We start from the raw sequence: 19,194 nt of genomic DNA, 5'->3' as shown, positions 1-19,194 counted from the left end.
CGGGGCCCGTGCAGGTACGCCGTGGCGCGCTCACCGAGCAGGGACCGATCAGAACACGCGATCAGCCAGGAGAACACCTGATGGACAACGAAGAGCCGACGCTGACGCACGACGCACCGCGGATCCGCGTGCTCACGGCATCCTCGTGCACCGCGGCCGTCCGCGTCCCGGCCGAGCCTTCAGCTGCCCGCGCCGCTTCCACTGGTGCGGAGCCCGGTAGCAGGCGGGGCTGGGCGTCCGTCGGCGCGGTCGCGCTCGGGGCGTTCGTCATCGTCATGACGGAGACGCTGCCGGTGGGGCTGCTACCGGAGATCGCCGACGGGCTGCATGTCTCGCTCGGCCTCGCCGGGCTGATGGTGCTCGTGCCGGGCTTCAGCGCGGCGGTGTCGGCACCGCTGTTCTTCCTCGGCTCCGGCCGCTTCAACAGGCGCTCCGTCATCGTCGTCCTGGGGCTGACGGTGCTGGTGTCGAACGCGGTCGTCGCGGTGGCGCCGGACTTCGTCCTGGTGCTGATCGCCCGCATGATCTTCGGAGCCACGCTCGGGGCCTTCTGGACCGTGGTCTCACCGGTCGGACCCAAGCTGGTGGGCCCGGCCGGCGGCACCCGCGCCATCACCGCCATCGCGGCCGGGATCTCGGGCGGGACGGTGGTGGGGCTGCCGGCGGGGCAGTTCCTCGGCAACCTCGTCGGCTGGCGTCTCACTTTCGCCATCGCGGCGGCGGCGACGCTGCTCGTCGTGGTCGTGCAGGCAGTCGTGCTGCCGGGCATACCGCCGGACGGGCGTACACAGTTGCGTGATCTCGTGGGAGTCGTGACGCGGCGGGCCGCCCGGTTCGGGATGGCGGCGGGCGCGATGGTGTTCATCGGGCAGTTCGCCGCCTGGACCTATGTCACCCCGTTCCTGATGGACCACACGCGGCTGTCCAGCGGCGTGATCTCCCTGCTCTACGTCATGTACGGCATCGGGGGCATCGCCGGCTCCCTCATCGCCGGATCGCTGTTCAAGCGCACAGTGATCGGCAGCTTCGCAGGGGCGGCGGCGGCCGTGGCCGCCCTGCTCATCGCCCTGGCGAGCGTGGGCGCCATACCTTGGGCCGCCGGCCTGCTGCTCGTGCTGTGGGGCTTGTTCTGGGGAATCGTGAACCCGGGAACGCTGGTCTGGATCCTCGACGCCGCCCCGCAATCCCCGGAGGCCGCATCGGCGGTGAACATGACGAACCTTCAGATAGCCCTGGCCGCGGGGTCCGGGCTCGGCGCGATCCTGGTCTCGTCGACGACCTTGCCGACGGTGTTCCTCACGGCGGGCGTCATCGTCCTGGCCTCCGCCGCACTCGCCGTGGTGGCGCGATCGCGGCAGTGAAGGTAAGACGGCGCTGCGAGTCGACACCAATCCATCAGAACAAACACCGAACCGCACAAAGCAGGAGCAAGACGATGAACGACACCAAGCAGTCGGCCGAAGACCTGGCGATCCTCGAGCGGCTCAACAACGACTACGTCCACTCCGACCAGTTCAACGATGTCAAGCGCTTCAGCGAGTTCCTCGCCGAGGACTTCATCGTGCAGCTTCCGGGAATCACCCGTAACCGTGCCGAGTTCCTCGACTACATCGCCAGGCCGCGGCCCTTCAAGGATCTCGCCGTGCACGACGTCACCATCCGCATCCTCAGCGACGTTGCTCTGATCCACGGCCGGAGCACCTACACCATGCTCGCGGACGGAGCGAAGCAGGAAGCTCTGTACACGGACACGTACCAGAAGCGTGAGGGGACCTGGGTCTGTGTCTCCGCCTGCGCGATCGCTCCGGGCGCCTGACGGCGCCGGCGAACCTGCTGGTCACAACGCGGCAACAAGCGGAGACCGCAGCGACCAGCCTGGGCAGCCGGGACAAGGCTCCGGCCGGCGTTCGTCTGCGCGGTGGTCTCCCTGGTGGCCGTGTTCGCCGCAGTGGGCTCGACGATCCCGCTGTTCAACATCTACCGAGCCGAGGACGGGCTCACCGACGCGGGCATCTCGCTGACCGTCGTCGCCTACTCCGCCGCCACGCTCAGCACCCTGCTGGTGCTGGGACGGGTGTCCAATCATGTGGGCCGGCGGCCCACCGCGATCGCAGCCTCGGACTGCTCGTACTGGGTTGTCTGCTGCTGGTGAACGTGCCCTGCGCCGTGTGATTCGCGATCACCGTGCGCTCGTCCACCTCGGCATTCGCCTGCTCGTGGTCAGCGCATGAGCTGGTCGAGGGTGATCGGCAGGGAACGGATGCGCCGGCCGGTGGCGTGGTGGACGGCGTTGGCGATGGCCGCCGCCAGCCCGACCAGGCCGACCTCGCCGACGCCCTTGGTGCCCACCGGGGTCGCCCGGTCGGGCTCGCCGACGAAGATCACGTCCAGGTCCGGGATGTCGGCGTTCACCGGGATGAGGTAGTCGCCGAAGGTGGCGTTGGCGATGCGGCCGGTCTCCCCGTCGGTGGCGGTGTCCTCGAACATGGCCTGGCTGATGCCGCCGACGGTGCCGCCGGTGATCTGGCTGCTGGCCGTCTTGGCGTTGAGGATCCGGCCTCCGTCGATGGCCGAGACGACCCGGGCCACGCGCAGCAGGCCGAGGTCGGGGTCGATGCGTACCTCGACGAACTTGGCCCCGAACGCGCCCGCCACGGCCATCCCGAGCTGTTCCGGCTGGGGCGGGGTGCTTCTGCCGTCGGCGCTCAGCTCCTCCAGGCCGTGGCGGGCCAGGATGTCGGTGTACGCCTCGCTGCGGGCCGGGTCACCGGTGAGGTGGATGCGGCCCTGGCTGACGGTGACGTCGTCGGGCTTCGCCCCGCGCAGCGGGGAGCCCGCGTCGTCGCGCACCAGGTCGAGGAACTCGCTGACCAGGCGCCGGCACGCCAGGTGCACGGCGTTGCCCAGCGCGCCGGTGAGGCCCGATCCGCCGGCCTGCGGCGAGTACGGCATGTCCGAGTCGCCAAGGCCGAACCGTACCCGGGAGGCGTCCAGGCCGAGGGACTCGGCCGCGAGCTGGGTCATGACGGTGTAGGTGCCGGTCCCGATGTCGGTGGCCGCGCTGCGTACGAACGCCGATCCGTCCCGGTGCAGTGAGGCGCGGGCCTGGCACGGCACCTGATAGGCGGGGTAGGACACGGCGGCCAGGCCGTAGCCGACCAGCCAGCGGCCCTCGCGCATCGAGCCGATCTCGGGGTTGCGGCTCGTCCAGCCGAACCGCTCGGCGCCTCGCTCGTAGCACTCGCGCAGCGCGTTGCTCGACCAGGGCAGCCCGGACAGCGGGTCCACGTCGGCGAAGTTGCGCAGCCGCAGCTCCAGCGGGTCCATGCCGAGGCTGTGGGCGAGTTCGTCGAGAGCCGATTCCAGGGCGAAGTTGCCCTGGCCTTCGGCGGGGGCACGCATGGAGCCGGGGCAGGGGATGTTGAGCCGTACCTGCCGGTCGCGGGTGCGCACGTTCGGGCAGGCGTAGGAGACGGCCGCGCAGAGCGAGACCGGCTCGTAGTCGTCGTCCTCCATGGCCACCGAGGAGACGCCGTCGGCGTCGATGGCGACCAGGTCGCCGTCGCGGGTGGCGCCGAGCTTGAAGCGCATGACGCTGTGCGGCCGGTGACCCACCGAGGTGAACATCTCCGGGCGGGTCAGCACGAGCTTCACCGGCCGGCCCACCTCGCGGGCGGCCAGCACGGTCAGGATGACGTGCGGCCACATGCGCAGCCCGGCGCCGAACCCGCCGCCCACGTAGGGCGCGAGCACCCGGATGCCGCTCTCGGGGATCTTGAAGATCTGCGCCAGCGAGGTGCGTACGTTGTGCGGCCACTGGGTGGAGTCGTGCACGGTGAGCGAGTCGCCCTGCCAGAGTGCGACCGTGGACATCAGGCCGAGCGGGTTGTTGGTGTTGTCCGGTGTGGTGTAGGTGCCCTCGACCACGACGTCGGCCGCGGCGAACCCGGCGTCGACGTCGCCGCGCTCGGTGTCCAGGTTCCACGGGTTCGTGACGACCTCGGCGCGCGGGTCGTCGAGGTCGAGCAGGGCGTCGGTGGTCTCGTACCGGACCCGGACGAGCGAGGCGGCGTGCCGGGCCTGCTCGGTGGTGTCGGCCACGACGATGGCGACGTGCTGGCCGTAGTGCAGGATGCGGTCGTCCTGGAGCGGGGCGGGCGGGGACGGGCCGAGCAGGGTCATCGGCCCGCGTCCGAGCTGCGGCGCGGTGAGGTGGGTGATGACGGTCAGCACGCCCGGCGCGGCCTCGGCCTGCGAGGTGTCGATGGTGCTGATACGTCCGGCGGCGATCGTGGCCCGCACCAGGGCGGCGTGCGCGAGGCCGGGGTAGGCGAAGTCGTTGGGGTAGTGCGCGCTGCCCGTCACCTTCAGCGGCGCGTCCACGCGGTCCAGGGCCGCGCCGATCACCGGCGCGCGCTCCGCGATCGTGCTCATGCTTGCTCTCCTGCGATGGTCTCCAGAACCCGGATCAGGGTGCGCTTGGCCAGCTCCACCTTGAACGCCGTGCCGGGCAGCGTCCTGGCCCCCGTCAGAGCGGCCTCGGCCGCGGCCTGGAACGTGTCACCGGTCGCGGGCGCGTCGCGCAGGACGTCCTCGGCGTCCCACGAACGCCACGGCACCGTGCCCACCCCGCCGAGCGCCACCCTGGCGTGCCTGATCAGGCCGTCCTCGACCACCAGGGCCGCGCCGGCCGAGGTCAGCGCGAACTCGTAGGAGACCCGGTCGCGGACCTTCAGGTAGTGCGAGCGCGCTCCCTCGGGCGGCAGCGGCACCTCGATCGCGGTGATCAGCTCGCCGTGGCGCAGCACGTTCTCGACGTGGGGGGTGTCGCCGGGCGGGAGGTAGAACTCGGTCAGCGGGATGCTGCGCGGCCCGTCCATGCTTTGCACGTGGATCACGGTGTCCAGCGCGGCCAGCGGGATCGCGAGGTCGGAGGCGTGCAGGGCGATGCAGTGGTCGCTGGTGCCGAGGATGGCGTGCATCCGGGCGAACCCGGTGATGGCGGCGCATCCCGATCCGGGGTTCCGCTTGTTGCACGCCTCGACGGTCGGGTCGCGGAAGTACCGGCAGCGGGCCCGCTGCAGCAGGTTGCCGCCGATGGTGGCCAGGTTGCGCAGCTGGGTGGAGGCGCCGAGCAGGAGCGCCTCGCGGATGAAGGGCAGGCGCTCGATCACGACGGGATCGGCGGCCAGCTCCTCCATGGTGGTGGTCGCGCCGACGCGGATGGTCGTGCCGGTGTGCGTGATGCCGCTCAGCGGCAGCCGGGTGATGTCGACCAGCCGGTCGGGGCCCAGCACGCCGTCCTTCATCAGGTCGAGCTGGGTGGTGCCGCCCGCGAGGTAGGTGGTGTCCGGGTCGGCGCTGACGAGGGCGACGGCCTCGCCGGCGTCGGCGGCCCGGACGTAGGAGAACGGGCGCATCACTCGGCCTCCGCCGCGACGTCGCGGATCGCCTTGCGGATGTTGGGATAGGCGCCGCAGCGGCACAGGTTGCCGCTCATGAACTCGCAGATCTCCTCCTCCGAGCCGGCCCGGCCCTCGGCCAGCAGGGACACGGCCGACATGATCTGTCCCGGGGTGCAGTAACCGCACTGGAAGGCGTCGTGCCGGGCGAAGGCCGCCTGCACCGGGTGCGGCGTGCCGCCGTCCGACAGCGCTTCGACGGTGGTGACCTCGCGGCCCTCGCACTGGGCGGCCAGCGTCAGGCACGACACCACGCGCTTGCCGTCGACGAGCACCGTGCAGGCGCCGCAGGCGCCCTGGTCGCAGCCCTTTTTCGCGCCGGTCAGGCCGAGGTGGTCGCGCAGGGCGTCCAGCAGGGTGACGCGGGCGTCGAGCCGCAGCATGTGTGAGGCGCCGTTGACCTGGAGGGTGACCTCCACCTGCGGGATCTCGGACGTCTTCGCGTCGTGTGAATGGCTTGTGCTCACGGCTGTGTTCATAGCGCCTCGATTCCGAGTTCTTGATCGAACTCCTGTCTGCCGGGGAGGATCGCCAGTCCTCCAGGCGCCGGCCACCACAAGTTTTTATCGGGCTATGAGCGGATCTATGTCGTGGGTGCGAGTTTTGGTGCGGCTCGCGTACGTCCCTGGTCGGGCCACCCGTCACTGCCTGGCGGGCAACCCTTGAACGAGAGGACGGCGACATTCGGTTGCAATTAGCCGTCACGCTATCTATCGAAATGCGAAAAAGCGGCAAATAGGGATAAATCTCTGACCTGAGGCTGGAAAAGTCGCGTCAGCTGACTGGGGAAGCATGATCAGGGAGTACGGATGCGACGCGGCACGCCCGCGTTCACAGGCTGACGGTGATGAGGCAGCTGGGGAGAGCCGGCGGTCGATGCGCCTCCATCGACCCCGGCCATTCCGGCGGCCCACTGGTCCATGCCAAGGGCGAGGTGACGGGCGTCAACACGGCCGTCTGCGCGACGGCTGGATGATCCGTTCGGCTGTTCATCGGCCAGGCGTTTGCTTGGCGGCGTGTGCCTGACGCCACTCCTCGGCTGCTCGCAGCATGGCGTGCCCGACGTGATCGAAGAAGTCGCCGATGTCCCGCAGCCGGAGCCCGGCGGGCGAGGTGGCTCCCAGCGTTGCTGCTCCTTGACGGGCGAGGTCGGCCAGCAGCGTGTTCTGGCGGGCGCTGGCCGTCCAGCCGCGGAACCAGGCGTCGGCGTCGATGACGTAACGGTCGCGCCGCCGGCGCGGGTCGCGTTCGCGGCGGATCAGCTCCTGCCGCTCGAGCTCACCGATGGCCTTGGAGATGGAGGCTGGGCTGACCTGCAGTTTGCGGGTGAGTTCAGCCGCGGTGAGGCTGCCGCTGTCGGTGAGGTAGAGGCTGGCCAGGACGCGGGCGGTCATCCGGGACAAGCCGGTATTGATCATGATTTCGGTGAACTGCTCCTCCAGATCGGTCACCGCTTCGCGGCCTCGTCTCTCAGAGGCCGGCGAACGCCTGCGGGCACGGTCCCGGGTGGCCTGGTGGGCCTGGTCGGCCTGGTAGCCGTCGCGACCGCCGTTGCGGGCCACCTCTCGCGTGATGGTGGACAGCGGCCGGTTCAGGCAGGCGGCGATCTGGGTGTGGGTGAGCCCTTCGGCCAGGCCCTCGGCAATCTGCCGGCGATCTTGGTGGGTCAGCCTGCCTCCGGGCATGGGGGCGCCTTTCTCGTCGTGCACGCGGACGGGTGCAGTCTTGCACTTGCCTTCACCTCATTGCAAGTAGAGCTTGCGTTCATCGTCAAGTCCATTGCAAGTATGACGATAAATGCAAGTAGAAACACATAAATAAAATTGACAGATAAACGAATGCAAGTTAGCTTTCCTGCATCGCAAACGCCAGATGTCACCGACTCCCTCGTATCTCGCCGGACGACGCGGTGGCTCCAGACGTTTCGATCTCCGTGACGCCGTTACGCCTGACTGGCCGCTGTCCAAGTGGAGCAGGCAGCGGCACCCCTTCGACCCACTCCCCAAAAGGAACTGACGTGCTCGCATCGCAGTCCGCCATGGCGGCGCTCCTTGCCGCCGCGCTCCTGCCCACCACGGCCCTGACCGCCGCCGCCTCGTCCGCTCCCGGACACTCCAAGGTGCAGCAGTTGCTCGACCAGACGGTGGCCGCCAAGCTCGCTCCCGGCATGGTCGCCGACATCCGCGACGGCCGCCGCTCGTGGTTCGGCTCGGCGGGCGTGTCCGACACCAAGACCGGACGCAAGCGCCGGCAGAACCAGCGCTTCCGCATCGGCAGCGCTTCCAAGGCCTTCACCGCCACCGTGGTGCTCAAGCTCGTGGCCGAAGGCAAGCTTCGCCTAGACGACCCCCTGGGCAGGCACCTTCCCGGCCTGTTCGACGGCAGCGCCTACGAACCCGGCAAGATCACCGTCAGGCAGCTGCTCAACCAGACCAGCGGCATCTACGCCTATTCCGACGACGAGACGTTCTTCGCCACGGGCGTCGGAGCCGAGTGGTTCAAGCACCGCTACGACACCTACACTCCCCAGCAGCTGGTGAAGATCGCCCTGGCCCACCCGCCCACCGGCGAGCCCGGTCAGCGCTTCAGGTACTCCAACACCAACTTCATCCTCGCCGCGATGATCGTCGAAAAAGCGACGGGCAAGACGTTCGAGCAGGAACTCCTCCGGACCGTCATCCGCCCCCTGCGCCTGACCGGCACCTCACTGCCCGGCACCACCGCCACGATCCGCGGCCCGCATCCGGTGCACTACTCCACCCTGTTCTCCCGCGATCCCAAGCCCACCGTCTACGACGCCACCGAGATGAACCAGTCCTTCGCCTGGTCCGCCGGCGGCATCATCTCCACCACCGGCGACCTCAACCGGTTCTTCGCCGCCCTGTTCGGCGGGCGCGTCCTGCCGGCCGCGCAGCTACGCGAGATGCTCACCACCGTCCCCACAGAGGGGTGGATCCCCGGCACCCGTTACGGTCTGGGCGTCTTCGAGCAGAAGCTGCCCTGCGGGATCAGCGTCTGGGGCAACGCCGGCGCCACCTACGGCTCCTGGAGCTACAGCATGGGCACCCGGGACGGCAAGCACCGCCTCACCACCCAGGTCAACGGAGACTGGGCACCGCTCAGCGTCTTCACCGACGTGCTCGCCGCCGAGTTCTGTCCCGCCGCATCCTAGATGCCTCTACCCGCACATTTCCGGCGTCGAGCCCTCCGCGCGCCGGCCGGGAACCCAGCTTCAGCTCCACGGTCAGGGCATGGCCACAGAGCCATCCTCCGGTGCGGCGGACGTCGGCTGACGCGGCACCGTAATGATCACGACATGGCGGAGGGCTGGGCAACGCTCTCGGAACGGCCGACGCTCCGAAGCGCTGAAGAATGATGTCGATACGATCCGTCGCCACCTCCGCGCGCCCGCCTGGCTGAAGGTCCGGCTGCCTCCGGCAACCCCGCTCCGTGTGCGGTGGAGGACGTGACCAGGAGTTTCACCTGCGCAGATGCGATACTGGCGGTATGAAGCGACAGGACGAGCTGCGGGAGTTCCTGCGCTCCCGGCGAGCCCGGGTGACCCCTCGCGAGGTGGGTCTGCCCGCGCGGCCCACCGGCCGCCGCGTGCACGGGCTGCGCCGCGAGGAGCTCGCCCTGGCGGCCGGGGTCAGCGTCGACTACTACACCCGGATGGAGCAGGGGCGCGTCGGCAACGTCTCCGACCAGGTGCTGGAGGCGGTGGCCGGCGCTCTTCGGCTCGGCCCCGAGGAGCTGCGCCACCTGCGCGAGCTCATCGCCGGCCGACATCATGCGCCGCCGCTGCCACCGGCCCGGCCCCGGGCCGCCCTGCGGATGATGCTCGACATGCTCGGTCCGGCGCCCGCGCTGCTGATGACCGGGGTCCTGGACATCCTGGCGATCAACCGGCTCGGTGCGGCTCTCCTGGCCGACTTCGAGGCCATGCCCCGCGCCGAGCGCAACGAGATCCGCTGGATCTTCCTCGATCCCCGGGCCCGCGACGTCTTCCCCGACTGGGAGCAGGTCGCCGTCGAGGCCGCCGCCTGGCTGCGGGGCGCGCTGGGCCGGGCCGGCGAAGACCCGCGCCCGCAGGCACTGGTCGACGAGCTGACCGCGCGCTCCGCCGATTTCGCCCGCCACTGGGCCGACCACCGGGTGACCTACTGCACGTACGGAACCAAGCGGATGCGTCATCCCGAGGTGGGCACGATGACGCTCAACTGGGAGTCGTTCGCGCCGACCGCCGACCCGGACATGTACCTCGTCGTCTACACCGCCCCGACCGGCTCACCCTCCGAGGAGAGGCTTGCGGCCCTGGCCGCGGGCCGACAGGCCAGTTGAGGCACGGCCTGCGGGACGGCCTGCCGGGCGGGCCCGGCTCCGCCGCATGGGCAGGCCGTCGAACGCCGCCGATGCAGCCGCCGCCGAGCGCTTCCTGGAATCCCTGAAGGCGGCCAGGCGCGCGACGCCGGCCTGGTCGTGGAGTTCGGCGGCGCCGCGTTTTCCGTCTTCGAACTGTCCATCTTCGGGCCGGGCGAGGTGATCGGCGTCATCCTCACCCTCGTCGTGCTCGTCTTCGTCTTCCGGTCGGTGGTGACCGCGTTCATCCCGCTGGCCACCGCGCTGGCCGGGGTCGCGATCGGCGTGCTGACCCTGCTCGCGGCCGGGAGCGTGGTCACGCTCGACAGCACTTCCGTCATCCTGGCGGTCATGCTAGGGCTGGCGGTCGGGGTGGACTACGCCTTGTTCATCGTCTCCCGGCATCAGCGGCAGGTCCGCGCCGGGGTGGACCCCGAGGAGTCGGCGGGGCTGGCCGTCGGCACGGCGGGCAGCGCGGTCGTCTTCGCCGGCGGCACCGTGGTCATCGGTCTGGCTGCGCTCGCGGTCGTGCGCATCCCCTTCCTCACCGTGATGGGGCTGGCGGCGGCGGGCACCGTCGTGATCTCGGTGCTCATCGCCATCTCCCTGCTGCCCGCGACGCTGGGCCTGCTCGGTGCGCGCATCGCCGCCGGTGCCGCGGGCAGGACGCCGCGTTCCCGCCGTCGTGCCCCGCTGGGTGAACGGTGGGTGGCCGGTGTGACCCGCAGGCGGGTGCCCGTGCTCATCGCCGGGGTGCTCGGCCTGCTCGTCTTCCTCATCCCGGCCGCTGACCTGCAACTCGCGCTGCCCACCGACCGCAGTGACAACACCGCCGTGCGTGCCCAGCGACTGATCGACGAAGCCTTCGGACCCGGGTACGACAGCCCTCTCGTCGTTGTCGTGCAGGGATCCGCGGCGGAGGCCGCGGCCGCCACGACCGCCGAGGCGGTCCGGGAACTGCCCGGCGTCGCAGCCGTCGCCCCGCCGCAGGCACTCCCTCCTGGCGACCTCGCCCTGATCAACGTCATCGCCGCCGGCGGCCCGGACTCCGAGCGGACCAAGGACCTGCTCGCAGGCATTCGGCAGGCGCGCGGCCCGATCCAGGCCGAGACCGGCACCCGGATCACCGTCACCGGTCCCACGGCCGTCAACATCGACATGGCCAGCTGTCGGCGGCGCTCCCCGTGTACTGCGCCCTCATCATCGGGCTGGCGCTGATACTGCTGCTGATGGTGTTCCGCTCGGTCGCCGTGCCGGTCAAGGCCGCGCTCGGCTTCCTGCTGTCGATCATCGCCGCGCTCGGCTCGGTCGTCGCGGTCTTCCAATGGGGCTGGCTGGCGGGGCTGTTCCAGGTGGACGCCACGGGCCCCGTGCTCAGCTTCCTGCCGATCCTGCTCGTCGGCAGGCTGTTCGGCCTGGCCATGGACTACGAGGTGTTCCTCGTCTCCCGCATGCGGGAGGAGCATGCGCACGGTCTCGCCGCTGTACCGGCCATGCAGCGCGGCTTCGCGCACAGCGCCTCCGTCGTCACGGCCGCCGCGCTCATCATGGTCGCCGTGTTCGGCTCGTTCGCCTTCTCGCATGTGCGGGTGGTCAAGGGCATCGGCTTCGCGCTGGCGGTCGGGGCATGTGAGTTCTCAAGACATGACCGACGCGCCAACGTCGGTCGGGAAGGCACACGCGTGCTCACCGTAGTCCCTGACCCCGCCCACGGCGACGTAACGCGTCCGCTTCCGGCCCCTCACCCGCGCTGATCGACGAGCTGGTCCGCGAAGGTGCCCGAAGGATGCTCGCCGAAGCGCTCAAAGCCGAGGTCGACGCCTACATCGCCGCCTTCGCCGACGAACGCGACGAGGCCGGCCATCGCCTGGTCGTCCGCAACGGCCACCACCAACCCCGGCAGGTATTGACCAGCGCGGGCGCGATCGAGGTCCGCGCCCCACGCGTCAACGGCAAGCGCATCGACGAGACCACCGGCGAACGCCGCCGGTTCTCCTCAGCCATCCTGCCGCCCTGGTGCCGCAAGAGCCCGGCCATCACCGAGGTGCTCCCTTTGCTCTACCTGCACGGCCTGTCCACCGGCGACTTCGTCCCGGCGCTGGGCCAGTTCCTCGGCACCGGCCACGGCCTGTCGGCACCCGTGATCGCCAAGCTCACCGAGCAGTGGAAGACCGAGCAGCAAGCGTTCGCCACACGCGACCTGTCCGGCGTCGACTACGTCTACCTGTGGGCCGACGGCATCCACCTCAACATCCGGCTGCAGGACGCCGAGGCACGGGCACGCACGGGGCGCCGCGGCGCCCTGACCCGTCCCGCCTGGCCCCAACCCGCTGAGCCGCGCCCTGTCGCTGGTGGGCGCGGCCCTGCGGATGCGCCTGGCCGACGTCACCCATCTGGGCTGGCGTGCCACGTGCTGGGTGCTGGCCAGCCAGGTGCGCACGTGGGGCGTGCTCATCCCGGTCATGGTGGCCGCACTGCACCAGGTGCTGCAGTCGCAAGGATGGGGAACGACGGTCTGGACGTTGTTCACCGTGCCGGCGCGCCGCCGAGCACACTCGGGCCGGCTCGTACACCGGCCGGCTCACCGACGCAGTCGGGGCATCACTCCGGCCGCCAAGGCCACCGCAACAGAGCTCGTACGCGTACCGCCGCCCGACCCGACCCGAGCCTTCTCAGGAGACCCCAGCGTCACGGGAGATTGCGCTGACAGCATCGAGGCTCTCCGACGATCAGCGAACCACTGATGCTCGTGGCCATCGGCACCCCGGCCCCTGCCGTCGCTGATGGCCGCGCTTCACCGCCATCTCATGACCAGGTGACCGGCAGGGAATGCACACCGAAGATGAGCATCTCGTTGCGTACCGGCACCTGCTCGGCCGGCACCGCCAGGCGCAGGTCCGGCAGGCGGGAAATCAGTTCGCCCAGCCCTATCCGCATCTCGATCCGGGCCAGCTGCTGACCCAGGCACTGGTGAACCCCATGCCCGAAGGCCAGGTGCGGAGTGCGCGAGCGGTGCAGGTCGAACGCGTCGGGATCGGGCCAATGCCGCGGGTCCCTGTTGACCTCGGGCGTGGCGATCACGACGGTCGCGCCAGCCGGGATGTCCACCCCGCCCAGCGTCACCGGCGCCGTGGTGACCCGGCTGACCCCGAGCTGGATGATCGACAGGAACCGCAGCAGCTCCTCCACCGTGTTGTCGATCAGGCCCGGATCGGCACGCAGCGCCGCGAGCTGGTCGGGATGCTCCAGCAGCGCGAACGTACCCAGACCCAGCATGTTCGCCGTGGTCTCATGGCCCGCGTTGAGCAGGACGAGTGCGACATCGACCAGCTGAGCGTCCGTCAGGGGCGGGTCGGCGTCGTGGATGAGCCCGGACAGCAGGTCATCGGCGGGGTTCGAGCGCTTGCCGACCACCAGCCGCCGCATGAACGCATATAGCTCGGCGCGCGCCGCGGCCTGCTCCTCCGGGGTCGAGTTCGCGTTCAGCCCGACCGCCGTACGCTCCTGGAACTCCGCACGGTCGGCGTAGTTCACGCCCAGCAACTCGCAGATGACCAGCGACGGCAGCGGCAACGCGAACGCCGGCACCAGATCGGCCTCCGTGCCCGCCGCCCTCATCGCCTCGATGTGCTCGACCGCGATCTCCGTCACCCGCGACTCCAGCTCCCGCATCCGCCGCACCGTGAACTGACCCGTCAGCAACCGCCGCAACCGGGTGTGCTCAGGCGGGTCCATGAAGACGAAGAGCCCGTCCTCCCGCTCCGCCACCGCTGCCCTCGGCGGCTCCGCCGCCTCCATCTCGGTTACCTCGTGCGGCTGCAGCGACGTCGCGTCCCGATGACGCACCTTGTCGGCACTGAAACGCGCGTCCGACAACACCGTACGGGCCTCCTCGAACCCCGTCACCAGCCACGCTCTCGCGCCATTCAGCAGACCCAACGGCCGGACCACGCCCTCCCCCCGCAGACCCGGCGGCGGATCGAACGGGCCACGCCCCCGCTCCACCATGTCCACCGGCAGGATCCGCCGCATCCCCGTGGTGCTCACGCTCGGGGACTTCCTGGTCAAGCTGTCGTCGGCCATCAGCACGTTCCGTTTCTTAAGGGGCTTTAGAATACGCTGCTGTATCTAATGGTGGACACCATAAGTCGTCGCGATAAGATACGCAAGTGAATCGTAAGCACGAGCGGATCGCGGGTGAACTCGGGGCGCAGGCGGCGGAACGTCGTACCAACGGCGGCGCGACGCGCGACAGCGGCGCATCCCGTCGGCGCGGCCCCGCACTCGAGGACGCGATCCTCGACGCCGCGTGGGACGTGCTGATCGAGCACGGATACCACGGCTTCACCTACGAAGCGGTCGCCGCCCGCGCCGGCACGAGTCGTCCAGTGCTCTACCGGCGCTGGCCGCAGCGCGACGACCTGCTGCTGGCCACTCTCACAAAGTTTTGGCAGCCCATCGCGGTGCCCGACACCGGCAGCCTCCGCGACGACGCGATCGGCTTCCTCCGCAACGCCAACGCTGACCGCGCGCCCACAATCACGTTGATGAGCGTGCAGCTGGTGGACTACTTCCGCGACACCGGCACCAGCTTCGGCGAGCTACGCGACACCCTCCTCCCGCCGGGCCGGGCGACGGCCTTCGAGACGATCGTCGCCCGCGCGGTCGAGCGCGGCGAGCTGCCCGACGTGCCTCGCTCGTCCCGGGTGGTGAACCTGCCGTTCGACCTGTTGCGCCACGACATGCTCACGACGATGCGCGCGGTGCCGGACGAGTCGATCGGCGAGATCGTGGACGAGGTGTGGCTGCCGCTGCTGGGGGTGCCTGGGGCCTCGTTGTGACCTGGACCAAGCGCGGCGATGGCATCGCGTCTACTCGGGGTGGGACCGGAAAGACTTCGCGGGCCACCAGGGGAAACCTACGGCCGACGGTGGGCGCGGTCGAGGCCGGGCACATTGCCGCTAACGCGGTGACGGCGGACAAGCTGGGGGCCGTGCTCGCCTTGGTGACGCGCATCGTCGCGGGCAACCCGGCCGGGGCGCGCGTGAAACTCAATGGCGGCGGGCTTGAAGCCTACGACGCTTCCAGCGTGCAGACCGTGGCCGTGTCGTCGGCCTCGGGCGCAGTGTCGATCGTCGGCCAGCTCGCCACCGGTGTGGTCGGCCGACGCATCATCGTGAACCCCAGCGGCTCCGCGGATCCGGAGATCAGGTTCATGCCAGGCTCCGGCTCAACCTACGCGAGGATCTACGCCGACACCGATGGGGCGATCGTCTCCCGGCCGGGCTAAACACCAGTGGAGACCGGCGGGGCCGTGACGTGGCTGCGGGGCGACGAGTACCGGATGCAGTTGTTCGACGCGGCGTCGGGCCTTGGCAGCGGTGGCTACCTGTTCGCGAACAAGAACGAGCTGGAAGTCGGCTACAACGACCCGACTCCGGCGTTGAACCGGTCCCGGTTCACGCAGGCAGCGGCGGGGTACCGGGGGATGTGGACGCATAGCGGCGCCGAAGCAGGGCTGATCATGAAGTCGGTGACGATCACCATCGGCACCAGCCTGGGCACAATCCAGTGGAGCTGGCGGCCCTGGAGCAGGCCCGCCACACCGAGACCCAGGCACCACCGCGTACCGTATGGCCACTGATCCGCCACCAGTGTCGAGCGGAGTCATCGGCCTGCTGGGGGATACACGGTGTCGATGAGGTCGGTCAGGAACGCGTCGAGGTCGTCGAGGCCGTACGCCTTGAGCGTCTCGGGCGGTTGGGTGAGCAGGTACGTCAGCGCGCTGTTCACGCACATCGTGACCATCGCGGCGCTCCGCCCGGTCGCCGGCAGGCCGGCCGCTCTGTGCGCCTCCAGGTGCAGCGCCAGGTCGGCGCGGGTGAGCTCAGCCATCGTCTCCTGCACGCGCGGCCGACGCGCGGCCTCGGCATGCAGCTCGATGTAGGCCAGGACCCTGGATCTGTTGGCCGTGAGAGCACGGTCGAGCAGCTCGCGTAGCAGCGCGACCAGGTGCCTGCGCCCTCGAACCCTGGCGGCTTTCATCACCTGAAGATCGGCCCAGTAGCGCTCCACGCAGCGTTCGGCCGCCCCCTGCAGGAGGGCGTCGCGGCTGGCGAAGTAGTTCTTGGCCGTGCCCTCGGGCAGCCCGGCCTCGTGATCGACTGCTCGATGGGTCAGCCCTCTGCCGCCCTGACGGGCCAGCACCTCGATCGCGGCGTCACGCAGCACGTCACGCCGATCCCGGTTCTCCGCCATGGCCCTCATCATCGCAGCTTGCCCGGTCCACCACAACAGTGGTACCACAGATGGGGTAGTCGATGAAGGGAAGAGCGCATGAACGGAACCGCCGCGATCGTCGGAGCCGGAATCGGCGGACTGGCGACCGCCATAGGCCTGCGCAGGATCGGCTGGGAGGTGACCGTGCTCGAGCGCTGGCCGGAGATCAATCCCGAAGGCACGGCGCTCGGCATACGGCCCGACGCGCAGGCCGCCCTCGCGCGGCTCGGCCTGCGTGAGGAGCTGCTCCGCCGTACCGTCCCCTATCGCCGGGCCGTCATCCGTACGCCGCAGGGCGAGCGGATCGCGGACCTCCCGTTGGAACGCATCGAGCGCAAGGGCGGGGCTCCCGTGCTCATGCTGTCCAGGGCCTCGCTGATGAACATGCTGGTCGACGCCTTGGGGGACACGCCGGTCATGACCGGCACGAAGATCACCGATCTGGAAGCTCTGCGTGGGCGATATGACCTGGTGGTGGGAGCGGACGGGCTGCGCAGCACGGTGCGTGCGGCCTCTTTCGGTACCACGGTGCGGCCACGTTACGCCGGGATCGTGGCATGGCGGGGCGTCGCGCGGTTCAATCCGCCGTCGTACGGCGAGACCTGGGGGGCCGGACAGGTGTTCGGCATCACGCCCCAGGAACCGGGGGCGACCAATTGGTACGCCGCGGTGGCGACACCGGAAGGCCATCGGGAGACCCTCGACGAGCTGCGCGCCCGCTTCGCCGGCTGGCACGACCCGATCCCGCGCCTCCTCGCCGAGGCCGATGAGAAGGCCGTGCTGCGGCATGAGATCTACGACCTGTCCCCGCGCCTGAAGTCCCTGGTCGTCGGCAATGTGGCGCTGGTGGGTGATGCCGCGCACGCCATGACCCCCTCCCTAGGGCAAGGCGCGTGCCAGGCACTGCTGGACGCGGCCGCCCTCACCATGTGCCTGGAGAGCGCCGGCGACGTGGGATCGGCGTTGCGTGCGTACGACGCCCGGCGCAGACGGCCTGCTCAACGGGTCGTGGCCATGTCCCGCCAGATGACGAGGTTGGCCGGTCACCACCGGGAAGGCCCCCGCAACCTCCTCATGCGCCTGCTGCCCGCCTGACATGCTCGCCGCGTGTGACGTGCGAGTACGCCAGGACTCCGCGATCCCGATCTCCAAGGGACGGAAGCTCATCACCGCGGCGTTCCGCATGAGTCGCCGCCCGCCGCCGCGTGACAAGGCGGGATTCACTCAGAGAGCGCTCCCTGCACCTGTCGCGTCTGGGGCGGATGACCAGTCAAGCCGAGCCCGTGCGGAACTTTCCGGAGCTGAGCAGTCCTGAGGAACATCCCAGCGTGAAGCCGCGGAACGTGCGTCGCGACGTTTCTGGAAAGTTAACCCGCACCTTGACAGGAGCCCGGTGCGCGAGCACCCTCCTTGTCAGGGAGCGCTTTCTCAAATCCTGCCCCCAGTTTGACGGAGACGTTGTGAACCCACTCTTACGCCGTCTCGCGGCGTCCTTCGCCCTCGTCATCGCCGTCTCGCCGCTCTCGGCGCCGCCCGCCCACGCCGCCGACCCGCTGCTGTCCCAGGGCAGGCCCGTCACCGCCTCCTCCACCGAGAGCGCCGCCGCCTTCCCCGCCTCCGCCGCCGTGGACGGCGACCCAGGCACCCGCTGGTCCAGCGCGTTCTCCGACCCGCAGTGGATCCAGGTGGACCTCGGCTCGACCGCCACGATCAGCCAGGTCGAGCTGAGCTGGGAGACCGCGTACGCCACCGCCTTCCAGGTGCAGGCGTCCACCGACGGCCTCACCTGGAGCACCCTCTACTCCACCGCCGCCGGCATCGGCGGGAACCAGACCCTCTCCGTGTCCGGCACCGGCCGGTACGTCCGCGTCCACGGCACCCAGCGCGCCTCTCCATGGGGCTACAGCCTCTGGGAGTTCAAGGTCTACGGGACCGGGGGCGGCTCGGGCGGCGAGCGGCTGCTGTCGTACGGCAAGCCCGCCGCCGCCTCCAGCTCCCAGCACGACGGGAACTGCTGGGAGTGCACCCCGGCCAGGGCGTTCGACCTCGACCCCGCCAGCAGGTGGGCCACGTCGGCGTGGTCGGACCCGGGCTGGATCCACGTGGACCTGGGGGCGACCGCCCAGCTCAGCAAGGTCGTGCTGCAGTGGGACCCGGCCTACGCCAGGTCGTTCCAGATCCAGACCTCCCCTGACGCGAGCACCTGGACCACGATCTACAGCACGACCACCGGCACCGGCTTCAAGCAGACACTGAACGTCACGGGCAGCGGCCGGTACGTCCGCATGTACGGCACCCAACGGGCCGGCCCCTACGGCTACAGCCTGTGGGAGTTCCAGGTGTACGGCACCGGTGGCGACCCCACCGACCCGCCCGCCCCGCCCAGCGACCCGGCCGACCCGCCGGCCCTGGTGTGGAGCGACGAGTTCGACGGCGCCGCCGGCGGCAAGCCCGACGCCGCCAAGTGGCGCGCCGACCCCGGCACCGGCCCGAACAACGAGCTGGAGTACTACACCGACCACGCCAACGCCGCCATGGACGGCCAGGGCCACCTCGTCATGGAGGCCCGCAAGCAGGCCACCCCGGGCTCCGCCTGCCCGCCCGACCCGCTCACCGGCAGCACCACCTGCCAGTACACCTCCGCCAGGATGAACACCGGGACGAAGTTCCACTTCACCTACGGCCGCGTCGAGGCCCGGATCAAGGTGCCCAAGGGCGACGGGCTCTGGCCGGCGTTCTGGATGATGGGCGCCGACTTCCTGACCGGGCGGCCGTGGCCGTACAACGGCGAGATCGACATCATGGAGGTTCTCGGCAAGGACGTGAAGACGTCCTACTCGACCGTGCACGCGCCCGCGTACAACGGGGGCGGCGGCGTCGGGTCGCCGTACACGCTGCCGGACGGCGCCGACTTCTCCGACGCCTTCCACGTCTGGGCCGCCGACTGGGACAGCGAGGGCATCGTCTACACGCTCGACGGGCGGACGGTGTTCACGATTAGCAAGGACCAGGTGGAGCAGACGCGTGGCCCCTGGATCTTCGACCACCCCTTCTACATCATCCTCAACCTCGCCGTGGGCGGCGACTGGCCCGG

The 19,194-nt window shown here is 70.0% G+C and carries 19 protein-coding genes and 1 pseudogene; 14 read left to right on the top strand and 6 right to left on the bottom strand.

The window, feature by feature from the left end; all coding sequences use genetic code 11:
- The first annotated feature begins 80 nt into the window (after nt 1-80).
- From AB0K18_RS45225 to AB0K18_RS45215, 3 genes are all read left to right on the top strand, one after another.
- Complete coding sequence (locus tag AB0K18_RS45225) at nt 81-1,361, top strand: MFS transporter (RefSeq protein ID WP_364927748.1); 1,281 nt, start codon at nt 81-83, stop codon at nt 1,359-1,361.
- A 74-nt stretch (nt 1,362-1,435) separates the two neighbouring features.
- Nucleotides 1,436-1,816: a nuclear transport factor 2 family protein gene (locus AB0K18_RS45220; RefSeq protein WP_364927746.1), complete on the top strand. Its 381-nt coding sequence runs from the start codon at nt 1,436-1,438 to the stop codon at nt 1,814-1,816.
- Nucleotides 1,817-1,918: 102 nt separating this feature from the next.
- Nucleotides 1,919-2,152, top strand: a complete 234-nt coding sequence (locus AB0K18_RS45215; RefSeq protein WP_364927742.1) for a hypothetical protein — start codon at nt 1,919-1,921, stop codon at nt 2,150-2,152.
- A 68-nt stretch (nt 2,153-2,220) separates the two neighbouring features.
- Here the strand turns inward: AB0K18_RS45215 and AB0K18_RS45210 are convergent, their stop codons facing one another.
- From AB0K18_RS45210 to AB0K18_RS45200, 3 genes are read right to left on the bottom strand one after another with little or no spacing between them, the layout of a single operon-like run.
- Nucleotides 2,221-4,434 (bottom strand): xanthine dehydrogenase family protein molybdopterin-binding subunit, encoded by a 2,214-nt coding sequence (locus AB0K18_RS45210; protein ID WP_364927739.1) that lies wholly within the window; start codon nt 4,432-4,434, stop codon nt 2,221-2,223.
- A complete protein-coding gene (locus tag AB0K18_RS45205; protein ID WP_364927736.1) occupies nt 4,431-5,420 on the bottom strand; it encodes a xanthine dehydrogenase family protein subunit M in 990 nt (329 codons plus the stop codon). The genes AB0K18_RS45210 and AB0K18_RS45205 overlap by 4 nt, the downstream gene beginning before the upstream one ends.
- A complete protein-coding gene (locus AB0K18_RS45200) occupies nt 5,420-5,929 on the bottom strand; it encodes a (2Fe-2S)-binding protein (RefSeq protein ID WP_364927733.1) in 510 nt (169 codons plus the stop codon). Before AB0K18_RS45200 ends, AB0K18_RS45205 begins: the two co-directional genes overlap by 1 nt.
- A 380-nt stretch (nt 5,930-6,309) precedes the next feature.
- On the opposite strand from AB0K18_RS45200, the gene AB0K18_RS45195 reads away from it, so the two are divergent.
- Complete coding sequence (locus AB0K18_RS45195; protein ID WP_364927730.1) at nt 6,310-6,438, top strand: trypsin-like serine protease; 129 nt, start codon at nt 6,310-6,312, stop codon at nt 6,436-6,438.
- A 13-nt stretch (nt 6,439-6,451) separates the two neighbouring features.
- On the opposite strand, the gene AB0K18_RS45190 is transcribed toward AB0K18_RS45195, so the two are convergent.
- Nucleotides 6,452-7,147: a MarR family transcriptional regulator gene (locus AB0K18_RS45190; RefSeq protein WP_364927727.1), complete on the bottom strand. Its 696-nt coding sequence runs from the start codon at nt 7,145-7,147 to the stop codon at nt 6,452-6,454.
- A 332-nt stretch (nt 7,148-7,479) separates the two neighbouring features.
- Here AB0K18_RS45190 and AB0K18_RS45185 point away from each other — a divergent pair, with 332 nt between their 5' ends.
- The 5 genes and pseudogenes from AB0K18_RS45185 to AB0K18_RS45165 form a co-directional block, all read left to right on the top strand.
- Complete coding sequence (locus tag AB0K18_RS45185) at nt 7,480-8,634, top strand: serine hydrolase domain-containing protein (RefSeq protein ID WP_364927724.1); 1,155 nt, start codon at nt 7,480-7,482, stop codon at nt 8,632-8,634.
- 335 nt (nt 8,635-8,969) lie between these two features.
- Entirely contained in the window at nt 8,970-9,803 is an 834-nt protein-coding gene (locus tag AB0K18_RS45180) for a helix-turn-helix transcriptional regulator (RefSeq protein WP_364927721.1), read from the top strand.
- A 138-nt stretch (nt 9,804-9,941) separates the two neighbouring features.
- Nucleotides 9,942-11,039 carry an MMPL family transporter gene (locus AB0K18_RS45175; RefSeq protein WP_364927718.1) on the top strand — a complete coding sequence of 366 codons (1,098 nt, stop codon included), beginning with the start codon at nt 9,942-9,944 and terminating at the stop codon, nt 11,037-11,039.
- An 11-nt stretch (nt 11,040-11,050) separates the two neighbouring features.
- Complete coding sequence (locus tag AB0K18_RS45170) at nt 11,051-11,575, top strand: MMPL family transporter (RefSeq protein WP_364927889.1); 525 nt, start codon at nt 11,051-11,053, stop codon at nt 11,573-11,575.
- Nucleotides 11,572-12,084, top strand: a pseudogene (locus AB0K18_RS45165) (transposase); the annotation flags it as partial. The gene AB0K18_RS45170 and the pseudogene AB0K18_RS45165, both read left to right, overlap by 4 nt.
- A gap of 542 nt (nt 12,085-12,626) precedes the next feature.
- Here AB0K18_RS45165 and AB0K18_RS45160 read toward each other — a convergent pair.
- Nucleotides 12,627-13,904 (bottom strand): cytochrome P450, encoded by a 1,278-nt coding sequence (locus AB0K18_RS45160; RefSeq protein ID WP_364927715.1) that lies wholly within the window; start codon nt 13,902-13,904, stop codon nt 12,627-12,629.
- Nucleotides 13,905-13,990: 86 nt separating this feature from the next.
- Here AB0K18_RS45160 and AB0K18_RS45155 point away from each other — a divergent pair, with 86 nt between their 5' ends.
- The 3 genes from AB0K18_RS45155 (at nt 13,991) to AB0K18_RS45145 (ending at nt 15,465) form a co-directional block, all read left to right on the top strand.
- Nucleotides 13,991-14,662: a TetR/AcrR family transcriptional regulator gene (locus tag AB0K18_RS45155; protein WP_364927712.1), complete on the top strand. Its 672-nt coding sequence runs from the start codon at nt 13,991-13,993 to the stop codon at nt 14,660-14,662.
- 89 nt (nt 14,663-14,751) lie between these two features.
- Nucleotides 14,752-15,111: a hypothetical protein gene (locus AB0K18_RS45150; RefSeq protein WP_364927710.1), complete on the top strand. Its 360-nt coding sequence runs from the start codon at nt 14,752-14,754 to the stop codon at nt 15,109-15,111.
- Between the two features lie 24 nt (nt 15,112-15,135).
- The gene (locus tag AB0K18_RS45145; RefSeq protein WP_364927707.1) at nt 15,136-15,465 is read left to right on the top strand and encodes a hypothetical protein; all 330 of its coding nucleotides are present in this window, start codon (nt 15,136-15,138) and stop codon (nt 15,463-15,465) included.
- A 23-nt stretch (nt 15,466-15,488) separates the two neighbouring features.
- On the opposite strand, the gene AB0K18_RS45140 is transcribed toward AB0K18_RS45145, so the two are convergent.
- The gene (locus AB0K18_RS45140) at nt 15,489-16,079 is read right to left on the bottom strand and encodes a TetR/AcrR family transcriptional regulator (protein ID WP_364927705.1); all 591 of its coding nucleotides are present in this window, start codon (nt 16,077-16,079) and stop codon (nt 15,489-15,491) included.
- A 78-nt stretch (nt 16,080-16,157) separates the two neighbouring features.
- Between AB0K18_RS45140 and AB0K18_RS45135 the strand changes: the two genes are divergently transcribed.
- Nucleotides 16,158-17,195 (top strand): FAD-dependent monooxygenase, encoded by a 1,038-nt coding sequence (locus AB0K18_RS45135; protein ID WP_364927702.1) that lies wholly within the window; start codon nt 16,158-16,160, stop codon nt 17,193-17,195.
- A gap of 365 nt (nt 17,196-17,560) precedes the next feature.
- The coding region (locus tag AB0K18_RS45130) for a discoidin domain-containing protein (protein ID WP_364927699.1) at nt 17,561-19,194 on the top strand (1,634 nt) is incomplete at its 3' end.

It is taken from the genome of Nonomuraea sp. NPDC049421, assembly GCF_040677005.1.
GTDB classification, from domain to species: domain Bacteria; phylum Actinomycetota; class Actinomycetes; order Streptosporangiales; family Streptosporangiaceae; genus Nonomuraea; species Nonomuraea salmonea.
The sequence above is the reverse complement of the archived record's forward strand: the minus strand, read 5'-3'. Positions and strand labels throughout refer to the sequence as shown.

What these genes read in the sequence shown, in the direction of transcription:
- AB0K18_RS45225 (WP_364927748.1), top strand. Translation starts at nt 81, where the DNA reads ATGGACAACGAAGAGCCGACGCTGACGCACGACGCACCGCGGATCCGC.
- AB0K18_RS45220 (WP_364927746.1), top strand. Translation starts at nt 1,436, where the DNA reads ATGAACGACACCAAGCAGTCGGCCGAAGACCTGGCGATCCTCGAGCGG.
- AB0K18_RS45210 (WP_364927739.1), bottom strand. Translation starts at nt 4,434, where the DNA reads ATGAGCACGATCGCGGAGCGCGCGCCGGTGATCGGCGCGGCCCTGGAC.
- AB0K18_RS45205 (WP_364927736.1), bottom strand. Translation starts at nt 5,420, where the DNA reads ATGCGCCCGTTCTCCTACGTCCGGGCCGCCGACGCCGGCGAGGCCGTC.
- AB0K18_RS45195 (WP_364927730.1), top strand. Translation starts at nt 6,310, where the DNA reads ATGAGGCAGCTGGGGAGAGCCGGCGGTCGATGCGCCTCCATCGACCCC.
- AB0K18_RS45190 (WP_364927727.1), bottom strand. Translation starts at nt 7,147, where the DNA reads ATGCCCGGAGGCAGGCTGACCCACCAAGATCGCCGGCAGATTGCCGAG.
- AB0K18_RS45180 (WP_364927721.1), top strand. Translation starts at nt 8,970, where the DNA reads ATGAAGCGACAGGACGAGCTGCGGGAGTTCCTGCGCTCCCGGCGAGCC.
- AB0K18_RS45170 (WP_364927889.1), top strand. Translation starts at nt 11,051, where the DNA reads ATGGTGTTCCGCTCGGTCGCCGTGCCGGTCAAGGCCGCGCTCGGCTTC.
- AB0K18_RS45160 (WP_364927715.1), bottom strand. Translation starts at nt 13,904, where the DNA reads ATGGCCGACGACAGCTTGACCAGGAAGTCCCCGAGCGTGAGCACCACG.
- AB0K18_RS45140 (WP_364927705.1), bottom strand. Translation starts at nt 16,079, where the DNA reads ATGGCGGAGAACCGGGATCGGCGTGACGTGCTGCGTGACGCCGCGATC.
- AB0K18_RS45135 (WP_364927702.1), top strand. Translation starts at nt 16,158, where the DNA reads ATGAACGGAACCGCCGCGATCGTCGGAGCCGGAATCGGCGGACTGGCG.